Annotated in this window: 20 protein-coding genes; 8 read left to right on the forward strand and 12 right to left on the reverse strand. The window is 30.4% G+C overall.

Translation table 11 applies throughout. The features are described from left to right. The 6 genes from ACFO3U_RS00005 to ACFO3U_RS00030 all read right to left on the reverse strand — a co-directional run. The coding region (locus ACFO3U_RS00005; RefSeq protein ID WP_379737227.1) for an IgGFc-binding protein at nucleotides 1–3,205 on the reverse strand (3,205 nt) is incomplete at its 3' end. Between the two features lie 285 nt (nucleotides 3,206–3,490). Continuing rightward, on the reverse strand, nucleotides 3,491–4,807 hold the full coding sequence (gene sufD / locus ACFO3U_RS00010; protein ID WP_379737229.1) for a Fe-S cluster assembly protein SufD: 1,317 nt from the start codon (nucleotides 4,805–4,807) through the stop codon (nucleotides 3,491–3,493). 1 nt (nucleotide 4,808) lies between these two features. Continuing rightward, nucleotides 4,809–5,558 carry a Fe-S cluster assembly ATPase SufC gene (gene sufC, locus ACFO3U_RS00015; protein ID WP_379737231.1) on the reverse strand — a complete coding sequence of 250 codons (750 nt, stop codon included), beginning with the start codon at nucleotides 5,556–5,558 and terminating at the stop codon, nucleotides 4,809–4,811. 6 nt (nucleotides 5,559–5,564) lie between these two features. Further along, the gene (locus tag ACFO3U_RS00020) at nucleotides 5,565–6,053 is read right to left on the reverse strand and encodes a flavodoxin family protein (protein ID WP_379737233.1); all 489 of its coding nucleotides are present in this window, start codon (nucleotides 6,051–6,053) and stop codon (nucleotides 5,565–5,567) included. Beyond that, the gene (gene sufB / locus ACFO3U_RS00025; RefSeq protein WP_379737234.1) at nucleotides 6,053–7,501 is read right to left on the reverse strand and encodes a Fe-S cluster assembly protein SufB; all 1,449 of its coding nucleotides are present in this window, start codon (nucleotides 7,499–7,501) and stop codon (nucleotides 6,053–6,055) included. Before sufB ends, ACFO3U_RS00020 begins: the two co-directional genes overlap by 1 nt. Nucleotides 7,502–7,518: 17 nt before the next feature. Then, the gene (locus ACFO3U_RS00030; protein WP_379737236.1) at nucleotides 7,519–7,848 is read right to left on the reverse strand and encodes a HesB/IscA family protein; all 330 of its coding nucleotides are present in this window, start codon (nucleotides 7,846–7,848) and stop codon (nucleotides 7,519–7,521) included. Nucleotides 7,849–8,014: 166 nt separating this feature from the next. Between ACFO3U_RS00030 and ACFO3U_RS00035 the strand changes: the two genes are divergently transcribed. The 7 genes from ACFO3U_RS00035 (at nucleotide 8,015) to ACFO3U_RS00065 (ending at nucleotide 15,832) form a co-directional block, all read left to right on the forward strand. Beyond that, nucleotides 8,015–8,878: an MBL fold metallo-hydrolase gene (locus tag ACFO3U_RS00035; RefSeq protein WP_379737238.1), complete on the forward strand. Its 864-nt coding sequence runs from the start codon at nucleotides 8,015–8,017 to the stop codon at nucleotides 8,876–8,878. A 52-nt stretch (nucleotides 8,879–8,930) separates the two neighbouring features. Next, nucleotides 8,931–10,517 (forward strand): S8 family peptidase, encoded by a 1,587-nt coding sequence (locus tag ACFO3U_RS00040; protein WP_379737240.1) that lies wholly within the window; start codon nucleotides 8,931–8,933, stop codon nucleotides 10,515–10,517. 77 nt (nucleotides 10,518–10,594) lie between these two features. Continuing rightward, nucleotides 10,595–12,484, forward strand: coding sequence for a M1 family metallopeptidase (locus ACFO3U_RS00045; RefSeq protein WP_379737242.1), 1,890 nt, complete (start codon nucleotides 10,595–10,597; stop codon nucleotides 12,482–12,484). Between the two features lie 62 nt (nucleotides 12,485–12,546). Beyond that, nucleotides 12,547–12,918 (forward strand): ribonuclease P protein component, encoded by a 372-nt coding sequence (gene rnpA, locus ACFO3U_RS00050; RefSeq protein WP_379737244.1) that lies wholly within the window; start codon nucleotides 12,547–12,549, stop codon nucleotides 12,916–12,918. A 71-nt stretch (nucleotides 12,919–12,989) separates the two neighbouring features. Next, nucleotides 12,990–14,621: a S41 family peptidase gene (locus tag ACFO3U_RS00055; RefSeq protein ID WP_379737246.1), complete on the forward strand. Its 1,632-nt coding sequence runs from the start codon at nucleotides 12,990–12,992 to the stop codon at nucleotides 14,619–14,621. Further along, the gene (locus ACFO3U_RS00060) at nucleotides 14,621–15,442 is read left to right on the forward strand and encodes an OmpA family protein (RefSeq protein WP_379737248.1); all 822 of its coding nucleotides are present in this window, start codon (nucleotides 14,621–14,623) and stop codon (nucleotides 15,440–15,442) included. Before ACFO3U_RS00055 ends, ACFO3U_RS00060 begins: the two co-directional genes overlap by 1 nt. A 3-nt stretch (nucleotides 15,443–15,445) precedes the next feature. Continuing rightward, entirely contained in the window at nucleotides 15,446–15,832 is a 387-nt protein-coding gene (locus tag ACFO3U_RS00065; RefSeq protein WP_338376161.1) for a hypothetical protein, read from the forward strand. A 17-nt stretch (nucleotides 15,833–15,849) separates the two neighbouring features. Here the strand turns inward: ACFO3U_RS00065 and ACFO3U_RS00070 are convergent, their stop codons facing one another. The 5 genes from ACFO3U_RS00070 to ACFO3U_RS00090 form a co-directional block, all read right to left on the reverse strand. Then, the gene (locus ACFO3U_RS00070) at nucleotides 15,850–16,293 is read right to left on the reverse strand and encodes a GNAT family N-acetyltransferase (protein WP_379737250.1); all 444 of its coding nucleotides are present in this window, start codon (nucleotides 16,291–16,293) and stop codon (nucleotides 15,850–15,852) included. 91 nt (nucleotides 16,294–16,384) lie between these two features. After that, on the reverse strand, nucleotides 16,385–17,359 hold the full coding sequence (locus ACFO3U_RS00075) for a DUF4837 family protein (RefSeq protein ID WP_379737252.1): 975 nt from the start codon (nucleotides 17,357–17,359) through the stop codon (nucleotides 16,385–16,387). A 22-nt stretch (nucleotides 17,360–17,381) separates the two neighbouring features. Next, a complete protein-coding gene (locus ACFO3U_RS00080; protein WP_379737254.1) occupies nucleotides 17,382–18,914 on the reverse strand; it encodes a lytic transglycosylase domain-containing protein in 1,533 nt (510 codons plus the stop codon). Nucleotides 18,915–18,979: 65 nt separating this feature from the next. After that, entirely contained in the window at nucleotides 18,980–20,167 is a 1,188-nt protein-coding gene (locus ACFO3U_RS00085; protein ID WP_379737256.1) for a phosphoglycerate kinase, read from the reverse strand. Nucleotides 20,168–20,266: 99 nt separating this feature from the next. Then, a complete protein-coding gene (locus ACFO3U_RS00090; protein ID WP_379737258.1) occupies nucleotides 20,267–22,228 on the reverse strand; it encodes a hypothetical protein in 1,962 nt (653 codons plus the stop codon). Nucleotides 22,229–22,452: 224 nt separating this feature from the next. On the opposite strand from ACFO3U_RS00090, the gene ACFO3U_RS00095 reads away from it, so the two are divergent. Further along, complete coding sequence (locus tag ACFO3U_RS00095; RefSeq protein WP_379737260.1) at nucleotides 22,453–23,592, forward strand: DNA polymerase III subunit; 1,140 nt, start codon at nucleotides 22,453–22,455, stop codon at nucleotides 23,590–23,592. A gap of 45 nt (nucleotides 23,593–23,637) precedes the next feature. Here the strand turns inward: ACFO3U_RS00095 and ACFO3U_RS00100 are convergent, their stop codons facing one another. Next, nucleotides 23,638–25,902, reverse strand: coding sequence for a helix-turn-helix domain-containing protein (locus ACFO3U_RS00100; RefSeq protein ID WP_379737262.1), 2,265 nt, complete (start codon nucleotides 25,900–25,902; stop codon nucleotides 23,638–23,640). Between the last annotated feature and the right edge of the window lie 85 nt (nucleotides 25,903–25,987).

A 25,987-nucleotide genomic window follows, 5' to 3' on the forward strand; every position in this document is an offset into this window, starting at 1 on the left:
CAACCAAACAATACTCTGAATCACCCAATAAAACCGGTGAAGTAATTACTGCCTGACCCGATGCATCTAAAACTACTGTCTGAATAGATCCTCCATCAACCGTATAATTTACAGTAGAATTTGACGTACCTGTTATAGTTACCTCTCCTGTTAATCCCTCACATGTTGTGTTTGCCGAAATAGTAGCCGTGGGTAGAGATAAAACAGTTATCGTCGCACAAGAAGTTATTGACTGTGTACATGCTGGTGTAGTATTTGAGGTTACATCAACTAAACAATATTCTGAATCTACTGTTAAAACAGGTGAAGTAATTACTGCTTGACCCAATGCATCTAAAACTATTGTTTGAGTAGTTCCACCATCAATAGTATAATTAACAGTAGCATTTGCTGTACCAGAAATTGTTACTTGTCCTGTTGATCCATTACATGTGGTATTAGCTGATATAGTAGCTGTTGGCAAAGGAATTACAGTAATTGTAGCACAAGACGTTACCGCTTGAGTACATGCTGGTGTAGTATTTGATGTTACATCAACTAAACAATATTCTGAGTCTACTGTTAAAACAGCTGAAGTAATAACTGCCTGACCTGTTGCGTCTAAAACAATTGTTTGCGAAGCTCCACCATCAACTGTATAATGTATTGTAGCATTTGGTGTACCAGTAATAGTTACTGTACCTGTTGTCCCTTCACAAATTGTGTTTGCTGAAATACTTGCTATTGGTAATGGCAATACAGTTACTGTAGCCGTTCCATTTACTGAACGCGTACAGTTTTCAACTGAAGTTACATCCACTAAAGAATAAGTAGCATCAGCGGTTAAAATAGGAGTTGTAACAATAGCAGAACCTGAAGCGTCTAAAACAACAGTTTGAGTTGCTCCTACATTATCCAAATATTGAACAGTAGCATTTGGTGTTCCTGTAATAGTAACTGTACCTGCAGTTCCTTCGCAAATTGTACTTGTTCCTATTGATGCAGAAGGTAATGGATTTACTATTAGATTAAATGTGGTTGTGCTATATTGAGTTGGATCAATATTACTTTCCATACGCACATAAATCACTTGATTAGGTCCACCAACATAAGCTGTAGGTGGAGTTGCTAGAGCATTTCCTGCATCAGCACCAGCTTGTGTTAAATGGTAAGTTATTGTAAAGTCAGTTGGCAATAAAGCTCCTAAAATTGCTGCGTCTTGTGAGGTTAAATCAAACGTTTCTGTTCCATTATTAGAAATATCATCACACACAATCATATCTGGTGGTTGATTAATTTGACAAGGTGTAACAATCGCATCAAATTCTGTAATTTTAGTACAATTAGTAAATAAATCAGTTACTCTGACATAAAATGTTGTAACAGGAGCAGTAGTTATTTGAATATTTGAAATAGGCAATCCATCTGGATCAACGGCATCTGCTAATGTAGCAAAAAACACTAAGTTATATTGAAAAGGATCTAATCCATTTAATATGGTTGCAGAATTTACACTTAAATCGAATTCATTATCACAACTAAGTAAATCATCTGGATTATCATTAATTGTAAAGTCAGGGAAATATTCAACTACGACACAATCTGTTTGCTCACAAGCACTTCCTACAAATCCATTAGATGTAGTAACACAATATATACCTGGACTATCTACAGTATAATCAGGACCAGTAGCTCCAACTATTACTTGAGGACCATTACCGTCTCCAATATCAACTGTCCATTCAAAAGTAAAGTCATTTGGACTTAAATTAGTATCTAAAACCCTTACATCCCCAGGACAAATAGCTAAGCCATTTGCAATTGTCATATCATTCTCTTCAATGCCAACACCTGCTTGATAAGTTATATTAACTGATCCAAAACCAGAATAGAAACTTGCTACTCCCATTGTTCCTGAAAGTCCCAAAACCCCAACTGCAGTTGAACCAGTAGATTCTACTTTTACATTTCCAGATAAACCAGAAATTCTATAGGTTTCCCAGTTTGCATTACCCAAAACAGGTTGTGGAATTGCTGTTGTTACTACTCCATTAAGAGATATAACTGAACCTGCAACAGTAATTATAATAACATTAGTACTACCTCCTCCAGTGTTAAAATTAACTCCAGAACCAATAGTATTAATACTAGGTATCAAATCAACGACTTTTGGATAACTACAACTTAACGGAGGAATAAAATTCATACCCGTTGTATGGGTATTTGTATCACCTGCTAGAATCTGATAAAGATAAACGGGTTTATCTGTTTCAATATACATGTTTTGATTAAATGCTCCTTGAAAATAAGCAAAAGGAACTATATAATAATCTCCAGCATTTATTGTCGTTAAAGGAATAGGATTTCCATTAACAAATACTTGAGTATTATTTTGCGTTGCTACAACAATAGGTAATTCGGTTAAATTAGTACCATTACCTTTAACAACAACATATTCCATTCCTACTCTTTCTACAGGAACAATTTGATCTAAACAAATATCATTTCCTCCAGTTGCTGGATTACTAGTTATGTTCCCTGTGTTAACGGCTATTGGTCTAGTAGATGTTACACGAGCTCCTATAAATCCAGTCCAATTTTCATTAACATTACTGTAACCAGATAAAACAACCGATTGTCCTGCTTGCAAACTAAATGTTTGAGTTCCAGCACTAGTAGTTCCAGTTGGTGTTGTAAATGTAACACCTGCATCATAGTCCGAAACAGTAACTGTAGTTCCATTTTCTGTTGCCATAAAACTGGCTACAAAGTTTCTAAAAGTGTCACTGGATCCTTGTGGAGAACTTCCTAATCTGAAATCAGTACCTAAACCAGCTCTACCTTTAGAAACAAACATTTCACCATGTGCACCAGCATCAAGTTTAAAAGTTACATAAAACTCACTAGTACCTGTTAATATAAGACCATCATTTCCAGAAACTGTATGCAAGCCTGCTTGAGCAACAAACATATCTGAAGGTTGTGCATTACCAACTGTAAATTGTGCAGGGTTTCCAGCGGAAATGGTATACGTACCAACTGCTACACCGTTACCATTTGTAACGTCTACTTGAAAAGGAGTAATTTCAGGTGTAGAAAGATATACTACATGTTGTCCTATAGTTGTTGTACTTCTAGAGTGTAATGGTGGAAGCCAGTGTTTATCACTAAGCTGACCAAACATAAAAGATGTAAATAATAATGTGAAAAGTAAATATAAACGCATTTTAATATATTTTTAAGAAAGTAAAAATATAAAAAAAAATGAAGTAAGTAATTAAAGAATGCCTTTTTTATTGGAAATCACTAAGATAATTCCATTTTAGTTGCGTTTTTAACATATATTTACTGAAATATAACAAAAAAATTATTTTGTTGTAAAATTATAACACACGATAAAGTGTTAAAAAAAAAGCTTCAAATTAACTTTTATTAACTTTTTTAAAAATAAAAGATGTATAAAAACAAAAAGCCATTTTAAAAAAGATGGCTTTTTGTTTGATTAATTATATTACAAATCAAAACCTAGTTTAACTTCCAATTTTGAAGCAATAATTTTAGTAATTCTATGTTTAAGTTCCGGAATTTTGATACTTTCAATCGCTTCATTACAAAATGCGAACATTAATAATGCACGTGCCTCTTTTTTAGGAATTCCTCTTTGTTGCATATAAAACATAGCACTTTCATCCAGTTGGCCAATTGTACAACCATGTGAACATTTTACATCATCTGCAAAAATTTCTAATTGAGGTTTAGCGTTTATAGTAGCCTTTTCACTAACTAGAATATTATTGTTTTGTTGGAATGCATTTGTTTTTTGGGCTTCTTTTTCCACATAGATTTTTCCATTGAAAACTCCAGTAGCACTATCACCAATAATTGTTTTATAATTTTGATGACTTTCACAATTTGGTGTAGAATGTTGAACTAAAGTATAATGATCTACATGTTGTTTTTCACCAATAATCGTAATTCCTTTTAAAGTACTATCAATATGTTCTCCAAAATGATAGAAATTCAAATTATTTCTTGTCAAGTTTCCACCAAATGAGAATGTATGTACAGAAGCGCGACTTTCTTGTTTCTGAGAAATGTATGTATTATCGATTAAATTTGCAGTTAAATTGTCATTTTGAATTTTATAATAATCCACAATGGCTCTTTTTTGAGCAAAAATTTCAGTAACCGAATTGGTTAATACTGGATTACTATTTAAGCTTTGATGTCTTTCAATAATTTGAACATGAGCGTTTTCACCAACAATAACTAAATTTCTTGGTTGCACCATTAAAGCATCTTCTACTCCTGTTGAGAAATAAATGATTTCAATAGGCTTATCTGCGATTTTATTTTTTGGAATGTTAATGTAAGCACCTTCTTGAGCAAAAGCAGTATTTAATGATGTTAAAGTTTCATCTTTACTGGCAATTTTATTGAAATACTCATCAATAACTAACTTATATTTAGGTTTTGTTAAGGCTGATGACATCAAACAAACATCAATTCCTTCATGTGTAGTAGCTGATAAAAACGAACTGAACTTTCCGTCAATAAAAACAACTTTGTAGGTATCGACTTCGTGTAAAAAATATTTTTTTACCTCAGCAAATTCTACAGCATTATCTTTTTTTGGAAAAACTGAAAAATCATTTTTAAGAATCGCGTTCAAGGAAGTATATTTCCAAGCTTCCTCTTTTTTTGAAGGAAAGCCTTTGTTTTCAAAATTTTTTATAGCATTTGTTCGCAAATCGTGAAGCTCTGAAGAAGTGTCTATTTTTTCTTCAAAAGCCATGAAAGACGAAACTAATTTTTCTTTTAAATCCATTTTATACTAATTCAGCTTTAATCCAATCGTAACCTTTTTCTTCTAATTCTAAAGCTAGCTCTTTTCCACCAGACTTTACAATTTTTCCATCCATTAACACGTGAACAAAATCAGGAACGATATATTCTAACAATCTTTGGTAGTGTGTAATTACTACAACAGCATTGTCTTTACTTTTTAATTTATTCACTCCATTTGCAACGATTCTCAAAGCATCAATATCTAATCCAGAGTCTGTTTCATCCAAGATAGCTAATTTTGGTTCCAACATTGCCATTTGGAAAATTTCGTTACGTTTCTTTTCACCACCAGAAAAACCTTCATTTAATGAACGAGATAAAAACTTACGGTCGATTTCTAATAATTCAGATTTTTCGCGAATTAATTTCAACATTTCATTAGCTGGCATATCTTCTAATCCTTTTGCTTTGCGCGATTCGTTGATAGCAGTTCTCATGAAGTTAGTTACTGAAACTCCTGGAATCTCTACTGGATATTGAAATGACAAGAAAATTCCTTTGTGAGCTCTTTCCTCTGTAGCTAATTCTGAAATATCTTCTCCTTCTAATTCAATTGAACCTTCAGAAACTTCATAATTTTCATTTCCAGCAACGATTGAAGCAAACGTACTTTTTCCTGCTCCATTTGGACCCATGATTGCGTGAACTTCTCCTGCTTTTATTTCAAGATTTAGTCCTTTTAATATTTCTTTGTCTTCAACTGAAGCGTGTAAATTTTTTATACTTAACATTTGTAATTATTTTATAAAAGCTATTTCTAAATTTTGTGTTTTTTTAATAAGGTCTGCATTAATATGCCGATCTCCTATATAATTCATTCCTAAATATTCGGCTGATTTTTTAAAAGGTAAATAAAAATCATAATCCAATTTGTTTTCATTCGAATTACTTAAAACTGCCATGTTTTTACCTCTTAACTTTCTGCCTGTTTCTTTTTCTATTTGTAATAAATCCGAAAATCTATCAAAAAACACTTTCATAATTCCACTCATACTATACCAGTAAACTGGTGTTGCAAAAATTAAAGTGTCATATTTGTCAATTATTCCTTTTATCAGTTGAAAAAAATCATCATTTCTATTATTGCTCTCGTAATCATAATATGAAAAATTATAATTGCTTAAGTTTATTATATCAATATCATATTGTTTAGCCAATTCATCTACAATTTTTGTTGTATTTCCATTTTTCCTAGATGAACCAACTATTATTACAGATTTACTCATTATCCCACAGAACCTTCTAATGAAATTTCTAATAATTTTTGAGCTTCTACAGCAAACTCCATTGGTAACTTATTTAAAACTTCTTTACTGAAACCATTTACGATTAAGGCAATAGCTTTTTCTGTTGGAATTCCACGTTGGTTGCAATAGAAAACTTGGTCTTCTCCAATTTTTGAAGTTGTTGCTTCATGTTCAATTATTGATGAAGTATTTTTACTTTCAATGTATGGAAAAGTGTGTGCTCCACATTCATTTCCCATCAAAAGACTATCACATTGAGAGAAGTTACGTGCATTTTCAGCTCTTGACGAAATTTGTACTAACCCTCTATAACTATTGTTCGATTTTCCTGCAGAAATACCTTTTGAAATGATAGTAGATTTAGTATTCTTACCTAAATGAACCATTTTTGTTCCTGTATCTGCTTGTTGGAAATTATTGGTCACAGCAATCGAATAAAATTCTCCAATTGAGTTATCTCCTTTTAATACACATGAAGGGTATTTCCATGTTACAGCTGAACCTGTTTCTACTTGTGTCCAAGAAATTTTTGCGTTTTTCTCGCACAAACCTCTTTTGGTTACAAAATTATAAACTCCACCTTTTCCTTCTTTGTTTCCAGGAAACCAGTTTTGAACGGTTGAATATTTTATTTCGGCATCATCTAAAGCAATTAATTCAACAACAGCCGCGTGTAATTGATTTTCATCACGACTTGGAGCTGTACAACCTTCTAAGTATGAAACATAACTTCCTTCATCTGCAATTACAAGTGTTCTCTCAAACTGACCTGTTCCTGCTTGATTGATTCTGAAATAGGTTGAAAGTTCCATTGGACATTTTACTCCTTTAGGAATATAACAGAAACTTCCGTCAGAAAAAACAGCTGAATTTAAAGCGGCATAAAAATTATCTTTTTGTGGAACAACTGTTCCTAAATATTTCTTTACTAATTCTGGATGTTCTTTGATGGCTTCAGAAATACTCATGAAAATAATTCCTTTTTCACCTAAAGTTTTCTTGAATGTTGTAGCAACAGAAACACTATCGATAACGATATCCATCGCAACATTATTCATCATTTTTTGTTCATCAACTGAAATTCCTAGCTTTTTGTACATGGCTAATAATTCAGGGTCAACATCATCTAATGTTTTATTGGGGTCTGCTTTCTTGGGAGCAGAATAATAAGAAATAGCTTGAAAATCAGGTTTTTGGTAATGCACATTTGCCCATTCAGGTTCTGTCATTTGTTCCCAAGCTCTAAAGGCTTCTAATCTCCACTCTGTCATCCATTCTGGCTCTTCTTTTTTCATAGAAATTGCTCGAACGATATCTTCGTTAAGACCAATAGGAAAAGTTTCCGAGTCTAATTCGGTGTAAAATCCGTATTCGTATTCTTTATTTTCTAATTCGACTTTTAAGTCGTCTTCTGTATATTTTGACATTTTATATTTTTAATGATTTATAGTGAAAAACTTTCTCCACAACCACATGTTCTTTGGGCATTAGGATTGTTAAACACAAAACCTTTGCCGTTTAATCCTCCAGAATATTCTAAAATTGTTCCAGCTAAATAAAGAAAACTCTTTTTTTCAACTGCAATTCTTACATTATTATCTTCAAAGACTTTATCATTTTCTCCAAGTTGCTTATCAAACTTTAATTCGTATGATAATCCAGAGCAGCCACCGCTTTTAACACCTACTCTAACAAAATCTTGAGTAGCGTCAAAACCATCGTCTTTCATCATGTCGATAATTTTTTTGCTTGCTGTATCAGAAACTTTAATCATTTGTTATTTTGATTTTGTCTAAATTAACTGCAAAGATAAGCCATTAAATACTTTTTACAATAATTTGTAACATTTTTATAACTTATATTATGATAAGCAACATTTATGATACAATTCACAATTCAAAGTTTATAATTTTTGTAACTTAGCACTCAAATTTTTTTTCATGAAACTTTATCATATAGAAGCAGGAAATTTCAAGCTCGATGGTGGTGCTATGTTTGGTGTAGTACCTAAAACTCTTTGGAACAGAACCAACCCAGCTGATTCCAATAATTTAATTGATATTGCTGCTCGTTGTTTATTAATTGAAGATGGCAAACGATTAATTTTGATTGATACTGGAATGGGTGATAAACAATCTGATAAATTTTTTGGCTATTATTCTCTTTGGGGTAATCATTCTATTGATAAATCATTAGCAAAATACGGTTTTCATCGTGATGATATAACAGATGTATTTATGACACATTTACATTTTGACCACTGTGGAGGAAGTGTAGTTTGGAATAAAGACAGAACCGGTTTCGAAGTAGCTTTTAAAAATGCGAAATATTGGACAAATGAAAATCATTGGGAATGGGCAACCAAACCAAATAATAGAGAAAAAGCTTCTTTTTTACATGAAAATATAATTCCAATGCAAGAAAGTGGTCATTTGCATTTTATAAAAAAACCTGAAAATGCATTATTAGAAGAATCAGAATTAGGTTTTGGAATATTCTTTGCAGATGGACATACAGAAAAGCAAATGATTCCTATGATAAATTATAAAGGGGAAACATATTGTTTTATGGCAGATTTATTGCCAACAGCTGGTCATATTCCTTTGCCATATGTTATGGGTTATGATACAAGACCTTTATTAACATTAGGAGAAAAAGAATTTTTTCTTGAAATGGCAGCTGAAAAAAAATTTAAATTAATACTGGAGCATGATGCTCACAATGAAATTATAACCGTTCAAAAAACAGAAAAAGGTATTCGTTTAGATGAAGTTTTAACCTGTGAAGATGTTTTTAACTTATAAATGTAACTTTTTTAAAAAATAATTGTCTAATAAAAATAAATAAATTGAAATAATGAGAACATTTAAACCTTTTTATGTATCAGCAGCACTTGCTATTGTTCTAGCAAGTTGTGGTGGTGCTTCAAAGATAGTATCGACTCCTGTTGAAAACATTGATGCTATTCAAACAAAAACTACAAAATTAACTGAAAACGATTTAAAACGTTGGAGTCATCTAGATTTAGTAAAAGACTCTGTTCCTGGAATGAGCGTTGATAAAGCTTATGCTGAATTGCTAAAAGGAAAAAAAGGAAAAAAAGTTATCGTTGGAATTGTGGATTCTGGTGTTGATATCAATCATGAAGATTTAAAAGCAGTTATTTGGACTAATCCAAAAGAGATTGCTGGAAATGGAATTGATGATGACAAAAATGGATATGTTGATGATATTCATGGATGGAACTTTTTAGGAAATGCTGTTAATGAGCAATTAGAAATGACTCGTATTGTAAAACAAGGACCAAGTGCTCCTGATTATGCTAAAGCTAAAGCTGCTTTAGATGAAGAGTTAGAAGGTTTAGGTCAGCAAAAAGCTCAAATAGATATGATTTTAAATGCTGAAAAAGCTTTAGAAGAGCATTTAAAAAATCCTAATTTCACTTTAGCTGAAGTTAAAGCGATGACTACTACAGACGAGAAATTATTACAATATAAAGCAATGTTTTCTAACATCTTAGCTCGTCAAGATAAAGCCGCTTTTGATGAAAGATTAAAAGGTGGTGTAAAACAAGTAAATGATCAACTTAACTACAATTATAATGTAGATTTTGACGGTCGTTCAATTGTTGGAGATAATCCAAATGACATTAAAGATACTAATTATGGTAACAACAATGTAGTTGGTCCAGACGCAGAAGAAGCTTTACACGGAACTCACGTTGCAGGTATTGTTGCTCAGGTTAGAGATAATGGTCTTGGTGGAGATGGTGTTGCTAACATGGTGGAAATTATGGCTGTAAGAGCTGTACCAAACGGAGATGAGTATGATAAAGATATTGCATTAGGAATTCGTTATGCTGTTGACAATGGAGCAAAAGTAATTAATGGTTCTTTTGGAAAATATTTTTCACCTCACAAAGAATGGGTTCAAGATGCCTTAAAATATGCTGCTAAAAAAGATGTTTTAGTAATTTTTGCTGCTGGTAATGATTCTAAAAATTTAGATGTTCACAACAAGTACCCTAGCGATTCTTATGATGGTGCTCCTGAAATTTCAGATAATGTTTTAATCATTGGAGCTTTAAATGCTACTTATGGTCCAAACATGGTTGCTCCTTTCTCTAATTATGGAAAAAATAATGTAGATATTTTTGCTCCTGGTATGCAAATTTATGCAACTACACCAAACAATCACTACAGATATTTACAAGGAACATCTATGGCTTCACCAAATGTTGCTGGAGTTGCTGCTTTAATTCGTTCTTATTATCCAAAATTATCTGCTGCTCAAGTAAAACAAATTATTATGGCAAGTGGAACACCTTTAAAAAATGCTATATTAGTTGATGAAGATCAGCACGATGCTAATTTTGCTGAAATTTCAAAATCAGGAAGAATAGTAAATGCTTACAATGCATTACTTATGGCTTCAAAAATGTAATACTTTTTTTAAGTAAATAGTAAACCACAAAGCCCATATTTATATGACTTTGTGGTTTATTTTTTAAATACTAAATTATGAAAAAAACAGTTTTAATTGCACTTATTTCATTTATTGGATTTGCTCAAAACAATCCAAATCCAGGTTATTGGCAACAACATGTTGACTATAAAATGGATGTGAAAATGGATGTAAAAAATTATCAATACAAAGGAACACAAGAATTAGTTTATACAAATAATTCAGCTGATACCTTACGTAAAGTTTATTATCATTTATATCCTAATGCTTTTCAACCAGGAAGTGCAATGGATATTCGTTTGCAAACAATTTCCGATCCAGATAAACGAATGGTAAAGAAGTTTAAAGTTTCTGATAAAGAAGTAACTGAAAGCCGAATTAAAACCTTAAAGCCTGATGAAATTGGTTATTTAAATATTTCAAATTTAAAACAGGATGGAAAAGTTGTATCTACAAAAGTAGTTGGAACAATTTTAGAAGTTACTTTAGTAGACGCTATTTTGCCAAAATCAAAAACAACTTTTTCACTAACATTTGAAGGTCAAGTGCCTTTACAAGTTCGTCGGTCAGGAAGAAACTCTGAAGAAGGAGTGGCTTTGTCTATGACACAATGGTATCCAAAAATGGCTGAATATGACTTTGAAGGCTGGCATGCTGATCCATACATTGGAAGAGAATTTCATGGAGTTTGGGGAGATTTTGATGTAAAACTAACAATTGATAAAGATTATACTGTTGGTGGAACTGGTTACTTACAAAACAAGAATGAAATTGGTCACGGTTACCAAGATAAAGGTGTTGAAGTAAAATATCCAAGAAAAACTAAAGAGTTGACTTGGCATTTTGTTGCTCCTAATGTACACGATTTCACTTGGGCTGCTGATAAAGATTATATTCACGATATGTTAATTGGTGAAAATAATGTGGAATTGCACTTTTTATACAAAGACAATAAAGAATACAATGAAAATTGGAAAAAAATGCAACCAAAAACAGCTGAATTATTAGCGTTTTATAATAAAAATGTTGGTCCTTATCCTTACAAACAATATTCAGTAATTCAAGGTGGAGATGGTGGAATGGAATATGGAATGTGTACCTTAATCACCGGAAATAGAAGTTTTGGAAGTTTAGTTGGTGTAACAGCTCACGAATTTGCACATTCTTGGTTTCAATTTGTACTAGCTTCAAACGAATCTAAGCACGAATGGATGGATGAAGGATTTACGTCTTTTATTTCTGATTTAGCCATGAATGAAATTATGCCTCCAAAAGAAAAAGAAGATAACGTTTTTGAAAGTGCTTATAAAAATTATATATATTTAGCTAATTCTGGAAAAGAACAACCACTTTCTACACATGCTGATAGATATGATTACAACATGTCTTATAGCATTGGAGCTTATAGCAAAGGAGAAGTTTTTTTAGCTCAATTAGGTTATATTATTGGAACTGAAAACTTAATGAAAACTTTAAAACGTTATTATTACGATTATAAGTTAACACATCCAACACCAAATGACATTAAAAGAAGTGCTGAAAGAGTTTCTGGAGCTAATTTAGATTGGTACTTAGTAGATTGGACACAAACTACAAATACTATTGATTATGCTATTCAAAATGTGGAAAGTGCAACTGATGGTGTACAAAGAACAGGTGTTACTTTAGAGCGAAAAGGAAGAATGCCAATGCCTTTAGATATTCTTGTGGTTTATAAAGATGGTTCTAATGAAACTTTTTATATTCCGAATACTTTGATGCGTTTTGAGAAAGAAAATCCATACACAGACATTAAAAGAACTGTTTTAGCGGCTTGGGATTGGGCTTATCCAACTTATACTTTTGAAATTCCTAAATCAAAATCTGCTATAAAAGCAATTGTTATTGACCCAAGTGGATTAATGGCTGATGTGAATAGAGATGATAATGTTTATGAAAATAAATAACCTCAACTAAAATTGAAAAAAAGCTGTCTTTTTTACGACAGCTTTTTTTATACCTTTGCTTTATGGCATTTACATATTCAAAAACTGAAAAACTGAAAAGCAAAAGCACTATAGATTTACTCTTTAGTGAAGGAAAATCAGTTTCAAAATATCCATTGCGATTGGTTTTTGTGGAAAATCCATCTGAAGAAAAAGAATTAATAAAAATGGGTGTTTCGGTTTCAAAGAAGTATTTTAAACATGCTGTTGACCGAAATTATTTCAAGCGTGTTTTGCGTGAATGTTATCGTTTAAATAAACACATTTTAGTTGATAGCATTGAAAAACCTTATGCTTTCATGTTTTTTTATCAATCAAAAGAGCGTTTAACTTATCAGGAAATTAACGAGAAAACTATCCAGCTTTTTCAAAAATTTGTTGAAAATGTTAAGTAAAACCTAACTTTGGTTTACTTTTTGCTCAATTATAATTACATTCGTAGTTCATTTTACTTAATTCTATTGTTATGAAATCTCTTTTTAGAAAAAGAATCATTATTCCTATTATAGCTATTTCGTTTTTATTTGTTGGTGTTAGTTTCAAAGGTGATTTCTTTGAATTGGCTAAACAAATTGAAATTTTCACCAATTTATTCAAGACAGTGAATCAAAATTATGTGGATGAAACCAATCCAGGTGATTTGATGGATAAAGGAATTAAAAGCATGTTGAAAGAATTAGATCCTTACACAGTTTTCTTCAACGAACAAGACGTAATCAAATTTAAAATCAACAATACTGGTGAATATACTGGAATTGGTGCGATGATTACTCGCAAAGAAGACAAAGTAATTTTAAAAGAAGTTTACAAAGGATTTCCTGCTGATAAAGCTGGTTTAAAAGCTGGTGATGAAATCATTCAAATTGATGATGTTTTACTCAAAGACTTTAAAGAAGATGCTTCACAATTATTGAAAGGAGCCAAAAATACAAAAGTAAACATTGTTTATTTCCGACAAGGTAAAAAAACTAATGGAGAAATAATTTTAGATGAAGTAGATTTAAGAGCTGTTCCTTATTACAAATTATTGGAAGACAACATTGGGTATATCGTTTTGTCTAAGTTTACCGAAAAAGCTTCTTCTGAAACTAAAGCAGCTTTATTGGATTTAAAAAAACAAGGAGCTACAAAAATTGTTTTGGATTTAAGAGGAAATCCTGGTGGTTTGTTGGGTGAAGCTGTAAATATTTGTAATTTATTTGTGCCAAAAAACGAAACTATTGTAACTACAAAATCTAAAGTTGAAAAACACAATAGTGATTACAAAACAAGAAATGAACCTATAGATTTAGAAATTCCTTTAGCGATAATTGTAAATGGAAGAAGTGCTTCAGCTTCAGAAATTGTAGCTGGTGCTTTACAAGATTTAGACAGAGCAGTTGTAGTTGGAAACAGAAGTTTTGGAAAAGGTTTAGTACAAAGACCTTTAAATTTATCTTACGGAACACAAGTAAAGGTTACTATTTCTAAATATTACACTCCTTCTGGTAGATGTATTCAAGCTTTAGATTATTCGCATAAAGATGAAAACGGAAAAGCTATTCGTACTGACGAAAAAAATTACAATGCTTTCAAAACCAAAAAAGGAAGAACCGTTTATGATGGTGGTGGAATTATGCCAGATCTTGAAGTTGCAGAAACAAAACCTTCTACTATTTCAAAAGCTTTGACAGCAAATGATGCAATATTTAACTATGCAACAGAATTTTATTATAAAAATCAAAACAATCCAAATGCTATGTTCTCTAATTCTGATTATGATGGATTTAAACAATTCGTCAAAAAACAAGAATACAAGATGAATACAGAAACCGAAAGAGCTTTAGAAAATACTCTTGAAGTAGCTAAAAAGGAAAATATAGATAAAAATATTCAAGCAGAATACAATTTGCTAAAAGCAGCCATTGAAAAAAGCAACGAAAAAGAATTAGACAAAAACAAAGAAGAAATCATCATGCTTTTAAACGATGAAATTATTACGCGTTTTCAATACAAAGAAGGTTTGTATGATTACGAAACAAAACATAGTGCTGAAATCATTAAGGCTAAAAACATTTTAAAAAACACAGCTGAGTATAATAAAATATTAAAAAAATAATGCGTTCTCTAAAATACCTTTTCTTATTAATTTTCATGACTTCATTTGCACAAGAGGATGAAATTTTACAGTCCATTTATTTTGATTTTGATAAATTTGATTTAAGAAAAGACCAACAAAAAGAGCTTCAAAAATTTATTAAAACCATTGATACATCTATTGTTGAGTCTATTCAAATTTCTGGATATTGTGATGATAGAGGAAAGGATGCTTACAATTTTGATTTATCAACCAAAAGAGCTAATACTATTAAAGACACCTTATTGCTCAATGGCATAAAAAGTAAAATTATTGTTTCCATTCAAGGAAAAGGAAGCATTATGATTGATGAAGATTTAGAGAGTAATGTTCCAGAAGTTCGTTCTAAAAATAGACGTGTAGATGTGTTGGTAAACTTTAAACCACCCATTGTAAAAAGAACAAAACCCGAAAACTACACTGTTTTAAGAAAAGATGTAATTGTTGGTGATAAAATTACCCTTGACAAAGTTTTCTTTGATAGAGGAAGCAGTCGATTGACTACTTCAGCCAAAAAAGAACTAGACAAAATTGCCATTAGAATGCATCGTTTTCCAAAAATAGAACTTGAAGTACAAGGCCATATTTGTTGCACACCTTCTTACCAAAAAGAAGCCGTTGATAAAGACACTAAAAAACGTGAATTATCTGTAAATAGAGCCAAAGCAGTTTATAAATATCTTATTTCAAGAAGAGTAAATGAAAAAAGGTTGATTTATAACGGTTATGGAAACACGCAACCTCTAGGTGGAAGTACTGATCAAGATAGAAGAGTTGAATTGGTGATTACTAAGATTGAATAAGCTTTGAAAAAACATTATAAAATATTACTCTTATTTATTTCTATTTTAATATTAGTTGGTTGGAAAACTATTCAAAATAATGAATTTGTTTACCAAATTGAAAATCAAAAAATAATGTTGAGAATTGAAAGTGGAATGAATTTCTTGAGATGGAATGAAAAAGCAAAATTAATATTAAATACAGAAAATATTGACTCAAGAAAATTAAGTCTTTCTGCTCCTGGTCTTCGAAATATAAAAGGAGCTACAATTGAGAATACAGAAAGTATTTGGGAAATTAATATTAGTAAACAAACCATCAAAAATGATACATTAAAACTTTTTATAAGTTGTAGAAATCAAGACGATAGGTTTTGGAGTCATCAATTTAAAATCCCAATAAAAGAATAGAAATCGATTGTTCAAAATCATTTCCTCTTCATCTGAATATGAGGAATATCGTCTTCTAAATACATCTCACTGGTTTGTTCAAACCGATGTGTTTCGTAAAATTTTTTTAAATATTCTTGAGCTGAAATTGTAATTGCTGAGGTTTTAAATTCTCTTTCAATAGCTTCAATGGAAACTTTCATTAAGTCGTGTCCCCATTTTTTAGCTCTTACTTTTTGGCTTACCACTACTCTACCAATTGAAGCTTCCTCAAAATAATATCCTTTATCAAACAATCTGGTGTAAGCTACAATTTCGTCATTATTAAAACCTAAAACATGAATTGCATTCTCATCTTTGCCATCAATGTCTTGATAAACGCAATTTTGTTCCACTACAAAGACTTCACTTCGCAATTGCAACAATTGATATAGTTCTTGAAGAGAAAGTTCGTTAAAACGCTTTATTTTGAATGTAAGCATATTTGAAATATTGCATTAAAAAAAGAGCAGAAACTAATTTTAGGAATCAATTAATTTGCTCTTCATTTATAAATTGTGAAATCTAAATTTATTATTTGATTTTAGCCGAATTGATAATTGCTTCTAATTCAAACACATGATCTCTTTTGGCTTTTGCAGGCAAATAGGTAAATCCTTCAATAATGAGGTAACGATTATTCTTGGTATCTTTTACTGCATAGTTGACAAATGGTCCAGCCATGAAATCGTTTTTTAATTCCCAAGTTCCTTTTGTTAAATAAGTAAACTTGTTGTCTAATTTTGTTTGAAACAAATAAGGAGCATAAGCCTCTTCTGTAATCATCCATGTATTATCGAGTGTTCCATGAATGTTTGCTTTTCCTATTGAATCTCTTAAATTAATGATGTTTTGAACAATATTTCCGTCTTTTTCTACACGAGAAATTGGAGCTTCATAAATTAAAAGACTATTATAGCCTGAAGTAAATTCTTTTCGCAACCAAATAAATTTATCTTTTTCCATGTCATAGTTATAACCGTAACCGATGTTCATAGTTAAACCAAACATGTCTTGAATTTTCTTATCGTTGACCAATGATTTTTTCATTCGTCTTTGATTTTCAACAATTTCTCCATTTCTTATCGTACTAATAATCTGTGGAGTTTTTGCTTCAATTTTAGCAATTAAGTCTTCAGAAGTTGTTCCAGTAATAAAAAAAACATTTTGAGGATAAGCGTATAAATCTTTTCGAGCTGCAAAACCATTTTTGTCTGATTTTTGAACCACAATAATATTTCTTCCTTTTTTTACAAAACCATCAAAAATTTTTGTTGGATATTGATTGATGTTGAAAAGAGGTTCTTCTTGTGGCAAACCATCAACTGGAGCTGCTAGTTTTTTTCGTAAAGAATCACCAATTTCACCGTTCCAAAGAGGTTCATCAATAAAAATAGAAACGTTATTAATGTTTCCTGATGATTCAGAAAGTCCTTTGTTATTTGAAACTTCTTCTTTGCATGAAAACAATAAAAAAGAAGCAAAAAACAGTACAATAATTTTTTTCATTTGAAGTTGATTTAATAAAATTTTACCCGTTTATTTTTAATTTCATTCCAGGTTTAATATTATTACCACTAATACCGTTCCATTCTTTCAAATCATCTGCAGAAACTCCAGGAAATTTTTTTGCAATGGTATATAATGAGTCTCCACTCCTTACTACATAGGTAGTTGCGTTTGATTTTGAAGTATAAGATTTAGTACTTTCTTCTTTAGAATTATAAATTTTTAATTTTTTTCCTGCATTAATTAATGAAGATCTTAAATTGTTCCATCTTTTTAATTCAGTAACCGTTACATCATATTTTTGTGCAATTAGACCTAAACTTTCTCCACGTTTTACTGTATGATAAGCTAACTTGCTTTTGGTTTTAGTTTCTTGGTAAGCAACAACTTTAGTTTCTTCTGGAGTTGAGCTTTCGGCAAGTGCTTCTTCTCTTGCTTTTTCACCACCATTTTTTTCAAAATCAATGTAAGCATAAACAGCTTCTTCATTGGAAACAAATAATCCAATTTTGTCTTTTGGTAATCTTAAATAATGTGGTTTATCTTCAATGTATGGAATAATGTTTAACTTATAAATTGGGTTTAAAAACTCAACTTGTTCTTGTGGAACATCAAATAATTCAGAAATTTGTTTGAAACTCATTTCTCTTTTAACCATGATAGTATCGGTTTCGAAATAAGTAATTTGAGCTTTCTTTGGAACAATTCCTAATTCTTTTTTATGTTCATAAATATACATTGTTGCTAAAAAAGCAGGAACATAATTAGCCGTTTCTCTAGGAAGATTTTTTCTAATATTCCAATAGTTTTGACTTCCTCCAGAACGTCTTATTGCTTTTGAAACATTTCCTGGACCAGCATTGTATGAAGCTAAAACCAAACTCCAATCTCCAAAAATTTTATATAAACTTGATAAATATTGGCAAGCTGCTTCAGTTGCTTTTAAAGGATCATATCTTTCATCCACATAAGAATTCACTTCTAAGTTAAATTGCTTTCCTGTTGGATACATAAATTGCCAAAGTCCTGAAGCTCCTACTCTACTTTTTGCTCTCGGATTCAAAGCTGATTCAACAATGGCTAAATATTTTATTTCTAATGGCACATCATATTTTGCTAAGTGTTCTTCAAACATTGGAAAATAATATTCAGATATAGCCATTAATCTTTCAAAACTTGTTTTTCTATTTTTTAAGAATGATTTAATTACATTTTCAAGAGAAGTATTGTATTCAATATTAAATGGAGATTTGTCGTCCATTTTTTTAAGTCTTTTTTTTAGTACTTCAGTAGACATTTCATAAGCAACTGCTTCATCAATATCCAAGTCAGAAATATCAGCATACATATCATCAAAAAGTTCCTGATTAGATAATTCTTCCATCCATCTACTATCAATACAAGTACTTGTGCTGTGATTTACAAAAGAAGCTTTTAAAGAATCTAAATAGGTTAATTTTGGAGCAACTTCTTCAATTAAACTAGTTTCAATACTCTCTTGAGCAAAGGTAATAAATGGGACTAATAGGAATAAAATGTTTCTGATTTTCATCATACAGGAATTTGTAATTTAATAGTTTGTTAATCTATAATAACTCAAAAAAGTCAAAAATAGTATTATTATTGTATAATTGCTTGAATTCCAGGTAAATTTTTTCCCTCAAGCATTTCCAACATTGCTCCACCACCTGTAGACACGTAGCTTACTTGGTCTTCAAAACCAAATTGTTTAACGGCTGAAACAGAATCTCCTCCACCAACAAGTGAAAAAGCTCCATTTTTAGTTGCTGCTACAATGTATTCTCCTACTTTAATGGTTCCATTAGCAAAGCTTGGCATTTCAAAAACTCCAACTGGTCCATTCCAAAGAATCGTTTTTGATTTTAAAATAACTTCTTCAAAAAGTTCTAAAGATTTTGGTCCAGCATCTAAACCTTGCCAGCCTTCTGGAATTTTTGTTACATCAATAATTTGTGTTTTTGCATCGTTTGAAAATGAATCGGCAATAACTGCATCAACTGGTAAATGAATTTGTACTCCTTTTTCTTTTGCTTGTTTTAAAATTTCCAAAGCTAATTCCATCTTATCATCCTCACAGATAGAGTTTCCAATATTTCCACCTAAAGCTTTAATAAAAGTAAACGTCATTCCACCACCAATAATCATGTGATCTATTTTATCTAAAATATTTTCAATAATTGTTATTTTTGAAGACACTTTAGAACCTCCTAAAATAGCAGTTACTGGTTTCACAGATTCATTAAGAACTTTATTGATACTTTCAATTTCTTTACCTAATAAAAATCCGAAGTATTTATCATTTGGAAAGTAGTTTGCAATAATTGTTGTTGATGCATGAGCTCTGTGTGCTGTTCCAAAAGCATCATTTACATAAATATCTCCAAGAGAAGCCAATTTTTTTGCAAACTCTTCATCACCAGCTTCTTCTTCGCTATAAAATCTTAAATTTTCTAGTAAAAGTATCTGGTTTGGTTGTAGATTACTTGATTTTGAGTGTGCTTCTTCACCAATACAATCATCTGCAAAAAGAATTTCCTTGCCTAAAACTTCTGAAACTTTATCTATTATATGCTTTAGCGAATATTTTTCTTCTTTACCTTTTGGTCTTCCTAAATGAGACATTAATATTACACTTCCACCGTCTTTTAAAATTTTATCAATGGTTGGTTTTGCAGCTTCAATTCTTGTAGCATCAGTAACCTTAAAGTTTTCATCTAAAGGCACGTTAAAATCTACTCTAATTATGGCTTTTTTACCTTTAAAGTCAATAGTATTGATTGTTTTCATTTGAGATATTGTTGTTGTTTTATTGTTTGATAATTTTTCGCAATTTACAAAAATAAAAAAGACTCACAATTGAGTCTTTTTTTAATACTAATTTAACGTTTACACGAGTTCTTCATCTTTAGTTCTCGTGGCAACCATTTTTTGTTGGGGACAAAAAGGGTCATTATAATCTACATTCTGATCATTACTTACTATTTGATCTGGACTTGTATTAACTAACATAATCCATGTGTCTCCATAATACTTACCATTTACATTTGAATAATATAAATTTAAAGCATTTGTCCAAGAATCATTTTTACTAACAAACACATATCTATAATTGTTTTTTGGATTGATGAAGAAATTAGCATCAATACCTAAACTTCTAAGTTTTGCAACAAATCTGGTAGCGTTTTTATGAACTGCAAACACATTTGCAATTACATAAAATCCTCTTTGTTGGTTTGCAATTTCAACCATAGGTCCAGGAATTGCTGTAACTTTTGGCTTATGTCCATTTTGCATTTGAGCAACTTGACTTAATTTTTCACTAATTAAAACAGGATCAATCCTAGTTGTATTAGAGGCTATTACTTCTTCATTTTCTGTTTTAACTTTTGGATGGTTAATAACTACTTCTTTTTTTGGTGCTAAAACAACATTATTGGAGCTTTTATTTGGAGTAGTATCAGTTTTAGCGACTATAAGAGTTTCTTTTTTAACTGGTTGTGTTATCTTTTCTTCTGATTTTGTTGTTTGTGCAACTATAGTTTCTTTAGTTGGAGTTACATTTGGTTTTGTATCAGTTTTAATTGAAGTAGTTGATTTTGCTATGTCATTTCCATTGGTGTTTTCTACTACAACTTTTTCACTACTAACTGGGTTTGTAGAAACTACTGTATTATTTGTTTCTGACAAATCATTTGAAACAATCATAACTGGTTCTTTGTCAGTCTCTTGAACCTCCACATTGAAAGCATTAAAGAACATAAAATATCTATCACCTACTGTTTTCAGTTTTAAAGTAACATTATTAGTGTTATTTTGAATTACTGAATTATCAGGATTTGCAATAGTAATTAAACTGGTATCATATCCTAAAGTGTTTTTACTATTTGGATTTCTATCCGTAAAATATTGATCATTAATAATGATGTTACTATTGAAAAAATTATTTTCTAATTTTAGTGGTCCGCTCAATAATGTAAAAATTTCACTTAATTCAGACTTAATTTGTAATTGATCTCCTGCTAAGTTATTATCACCTTCTAAACCAGCACATGCTAATTTTGCAAAAACATTTCCTTCAGGTAACGTTTTAAATCCTGAAAATAAAATTTCTGTAGATTTATCTGTTACACCAGCAAACCCATCATAAGAAGTTATGAATTTAGCACTTTCATTATCGTCTTCGTAAACAAAGAACATAGTCCAACCACCAGAAACACCACCTTCAACTACTCCTTGAGTAGCTTTAACATTTGCTACAGTATATTCTCCAGAAGGACTTCCTAATCCTTTTACTAATTCTGTGATATCTGCATAAACAGCATAAGGAGCACTTTCATCAAAACCTTTTTTATCTAAACCATCGAAGATAATTTCTCCTTTTACATCTACATATTTACTTTCCCCAGGAAGTTTTAACTTAATTTGATCAAATGCTTCTCTATTTTTATCAAATGCTTTAAATTTGTTTCGTTTATTTTTAACTCCGCTATTATATTTATAAGTAGCAGACCAGTATAAACCTGCATAAACTATTTTTTTGTTTTGTTCATTTTCAAGATTTAATGTTGCAGCACTAGAACTGAATGTAGACATGTCACTATCAATGTCAATGTAAAACATTTCAAACTCATCATTAAGTTTGGCTGTTCTAGTTGCATTCATGTAAGGCATGTTAGGATTATTTCCATAATCTTTTCTATTAACAATATTATTCGCAATAACAGTCATATCACCTTTCACGTAAGATTGATATCTAACTTTAAAAGGAACTGGAAGTTGACCATAAGAATAAGAGGTTGCAAAAAGAATTGCAAACAATAGTCCTAATTTTGAAATTTTGCTTAACATAATACTAGTTTTTACAATTATTATACTAACGATTCATTAACAATTATTTTTGTGTACATTTACTTTTTTTGTTAGTAAGTGTAAACAAATTGATGATAAAAGAACTGTTTATAAATCTTTTACTAAACTATTAAGAAAAGTAGTTGGTTTTTCAACAATATAAAACGACTTATTAACAATTTTTATTGTGTTTTCAACAAGATGTAAAATTTAGAGCCTAAAAAATGTTTAAAAATGTAATTGGAAATAAAAAAACTGTAGATTACTTAACTTCAAGTGTTGATAGCAGTAGGTTAGCTCATGCTCAGTTATTTGTTGGTCCTGAAGGAATTGGTCTTTTACAAATAGCGATTTCTTATGCAAAATATATATTATGTAATGAAAAAAATGTTGAAAACTTTGATTCTGAAAAATGCCAAATTAAGGTAGATCAACTATCACATCCTGATATTCACTATGTTTTCCCTGTTACAACCACTGAAAATGTAAAAAGTCATCCTGTTAGTGATAATTTCTTAAAAGAATGGAAAGAATTCGTCAATCTACATCCATTTGGGAGTCTTCAAGATTGGTATGCTCATTTGGGAGTTGAGAAAAAACAAGGTCAAATAGGTGTAGATGAAGCTTTAGAGATTGTCAAAAAGCTTTCTTTAAAATCATATGAAGGAGGTTATAAGGTCATGATAATTTGGATGGCAGATAAAATGAACACAGCAACTTCTAATAAAATACTTAAAATTTTAGAAGAACCACCTCAAAAAACAATCTTTTTACTAATTACAGAAAGTGTAGAAGAAATTATTTCCACTATAACTTCTCGCTGTCAAATTATTGAATTTAATAAGCCTGAACAACAAGAAATTGAGACTCTACTCAAAACCAAAGGAACAACTGATGTTCTTGCTAAAAGATATGCTCATTTGGCTCAAGGAGATATTAACAAAGCCTTAAAACTTGCCAATAATGAAAAGGATGATAAATTATATGAAGAATGGTTTGTAAAATGGGTTCGCTCAGCCTTTAAAGCTAAAGGAAATGCTGCTTCCATAATAGAATTAATAAGTTGGAGTGAAGAAGTAGCAAGTTACGGTAGGGAAGTGCAAAAACAATTTTTACATTACTGTATAGAATTTTTTAGGCAAGCCATGCTAGAGAATTATACTGCAAAAGATTTAGTCTATTTAGACGAAGGTTTAGATGGTTTTGAATTGAAAAAATTTGCTCCTTTTGTAAATGGAGGAAATATTGACGAAATATTTAAGGAAATTTCAGATGCAATTTATCATATTGAACGAAATGGAAATGGAAAAATAATATTAACTGATTTATCTATAAAACTAACTCGTTTGATTCATAAAAAATAATTAAAATATTTATTTACAGATGATTAAACATAATATTTAAAGTTTTTATTTCAAACTTGCTTTGTATAATTTAAGCTCTTCCCAAGAAAATTTATCACCAACGGTTTCTTTAAGTTCTGATAAACTTTCTCCTTTGAAATATTTGAACAATACTTTTAATTTTTTAATTTTTTCTTCTGGAAGAACATCTTCTATAGCAATGTATTCTTGTTGTATTAACTTTGCAAAATGACTGTAAATAGTAGTTTCTGTTAATTTTCGTTTAGAAGCAATTTGAGAAACTGAAATCTTTTCTTTCCAAAAATCTAATGTAATTTCGATTGTAGGTTTTTTACTTTCTTTCGGTTTTTTTGTTTTTGGTTCATAATAAGAAACATCTGGATCAATATCAAAAACTCCTGGTTTTACCGTATTTAAATCGCGTATTTGTTTTAATTTGCTAGTTTTATAGCTTAAAATTTCATCTGAAATAAGATTTTCTTTTGAAATTTCTTTGCCAGAAGCGACCATTTCAATCAACAACTTGGCTTTCATTAAACGCAGAATAGTTTTTGTTTGGGAATCTTCCAAATCATTTAATTCATCATAAAAAGTTTTTACTTTCTTAATTCTCTTAATTTCATCAATTTTAAGCAGTAATTCATGAACAAAATTGTCTAAATCTTTATAAAAATAAGCATAAGCTGCTTGAAATCGTTCATTTATAAACTGAATATCAAATTCTTGCTTTGAAAATATATTATTCAATTGTTTTATGAAATTTTGAGCAGGAATAACTAAATTATCAATTTTATTAGATTGATTTTCAGCCCATTTTGCATATTTTGACTTAGGTGATTTTGGAGCTTCTTCTTTGTAACTAAACCGATGATTTCTCCATTCTTGAGCTAAATCTTGCCAATCAAAAGTTGCTTTTAAATAGTTAAATAAGTAATTTTTAGTTTCCTGTTCTAATGATTTTTGAATGTATTCATCTGTTGCTTTTTGTTCAGCATAAAGCATAACATCACTATCATTAGAAAGTCCATTCATTTGAATAGGAGCCAATAAAACCAACCCTTTTAGTGATCTTAAACGTGAAAGAGCGACATAAGCTTGTCCTGGTTGAAATACACGTGAAACATCTAAAGCTGCTTTATCAAATGTAAGACCTTGACTTTTATGAACTGTTATTGCCCAAGCTAATTTGATAGGGAAGTGCGTAAACGTTCCTAGTACTTCTTCTTCAATTTCTTTAGTAGTTTCATTTACTTTGTACCGTATATTTTGCCATTCATAACGTTCTACTTCAATACTTTTATTTTCTTCTGGAAAATCTACAATTATCTCATCTTTTGAAAGATATTTAATAATTCCCATTTTTCCATTGAAGTAATTTTTCTCAAAAGAAAGATCATTTTTGATAAACATAATTTGTGCACCAACTTTTAGTTCTAATGTTTCTTCTAGTGGATAAATTTTATCAGGAAAATCGTCTATAATTTGAGCTTTGAAGTTAAAAATTTTACCTTCTAATTCATTTAAAGCTTCAGTATTTATTGAATCAGCTTTTTTATTATGTGTAGTTAAAGTAATAAAACCTTTGTTTTTCTTAAAATCAAAATTAGGGTTAACAAATTGATTTAGAACACTTAAATCAGCTTTAGTTATAGTATTATTACGTAAATTATTTAATACATCGATGAATTCACTATCTGTTTGACGATAAATTTTATCCAATTCAATATATAAAGGAGGATTTTGTTGCACTACCTGAGAATGAAAGAAAAATTTACCTTGATAATATTTATTGAGAATTTGCCATTCTTCAGGTTTGATAATTGGAGGTAATTGTAGTAAATCTCCTATAAACAATACTTGTGCTCCACCAAAAGGATTTTTATTTCTTCTAACAGATTGCATCATAAAATCAATAGCATCAAGAAGATCAGCTCGCAGCATACTTACTTCATCGATAACAAGTAATTCAATATTTCTAATAACATTTCGCTTTTGAGCACTCATTTTAAAATGTCTAGAAAGAGTACTTTTAGATTCAAATTTTACAGCATCTTTAATGTGAGGAGCGATAGTATCTGGAATAAAACCACCAAAAGGAAGTTGAAATAAAGAATGTATTGTAACACCTCCAGCATTTAAAGCAGCAATACCAGTAGGAGCGACAACAGCTGTGTTTTTATGTGTTGTTTTAATTATTTCTTTGAGAAGAGTAGTTTTACCTGTTCCTGCTTTTCCTGTAAGAAAAACAGACTTATTTGTTTGATTAATAAACTTTAGTGTATAATTTGCAACGGCTGATAATGAATTCATTGGCTTATATTTTGATAAGATAAAATTAGTAAAAAAAAGAAAATAAAAAACCCCATTAAGAATATAATGGGGTTTTAAATATTGT

This window comes from Flavobacterium ponti (assembly GCF_042652765.1).
Taxonomy (GTDB): domain Bacteria; phylum Bacteroidota; class Bacteroidia; order Flavobacteriales; family Flavobacteriaceae; genus Flavobacterium; species Flavobacterium ponti.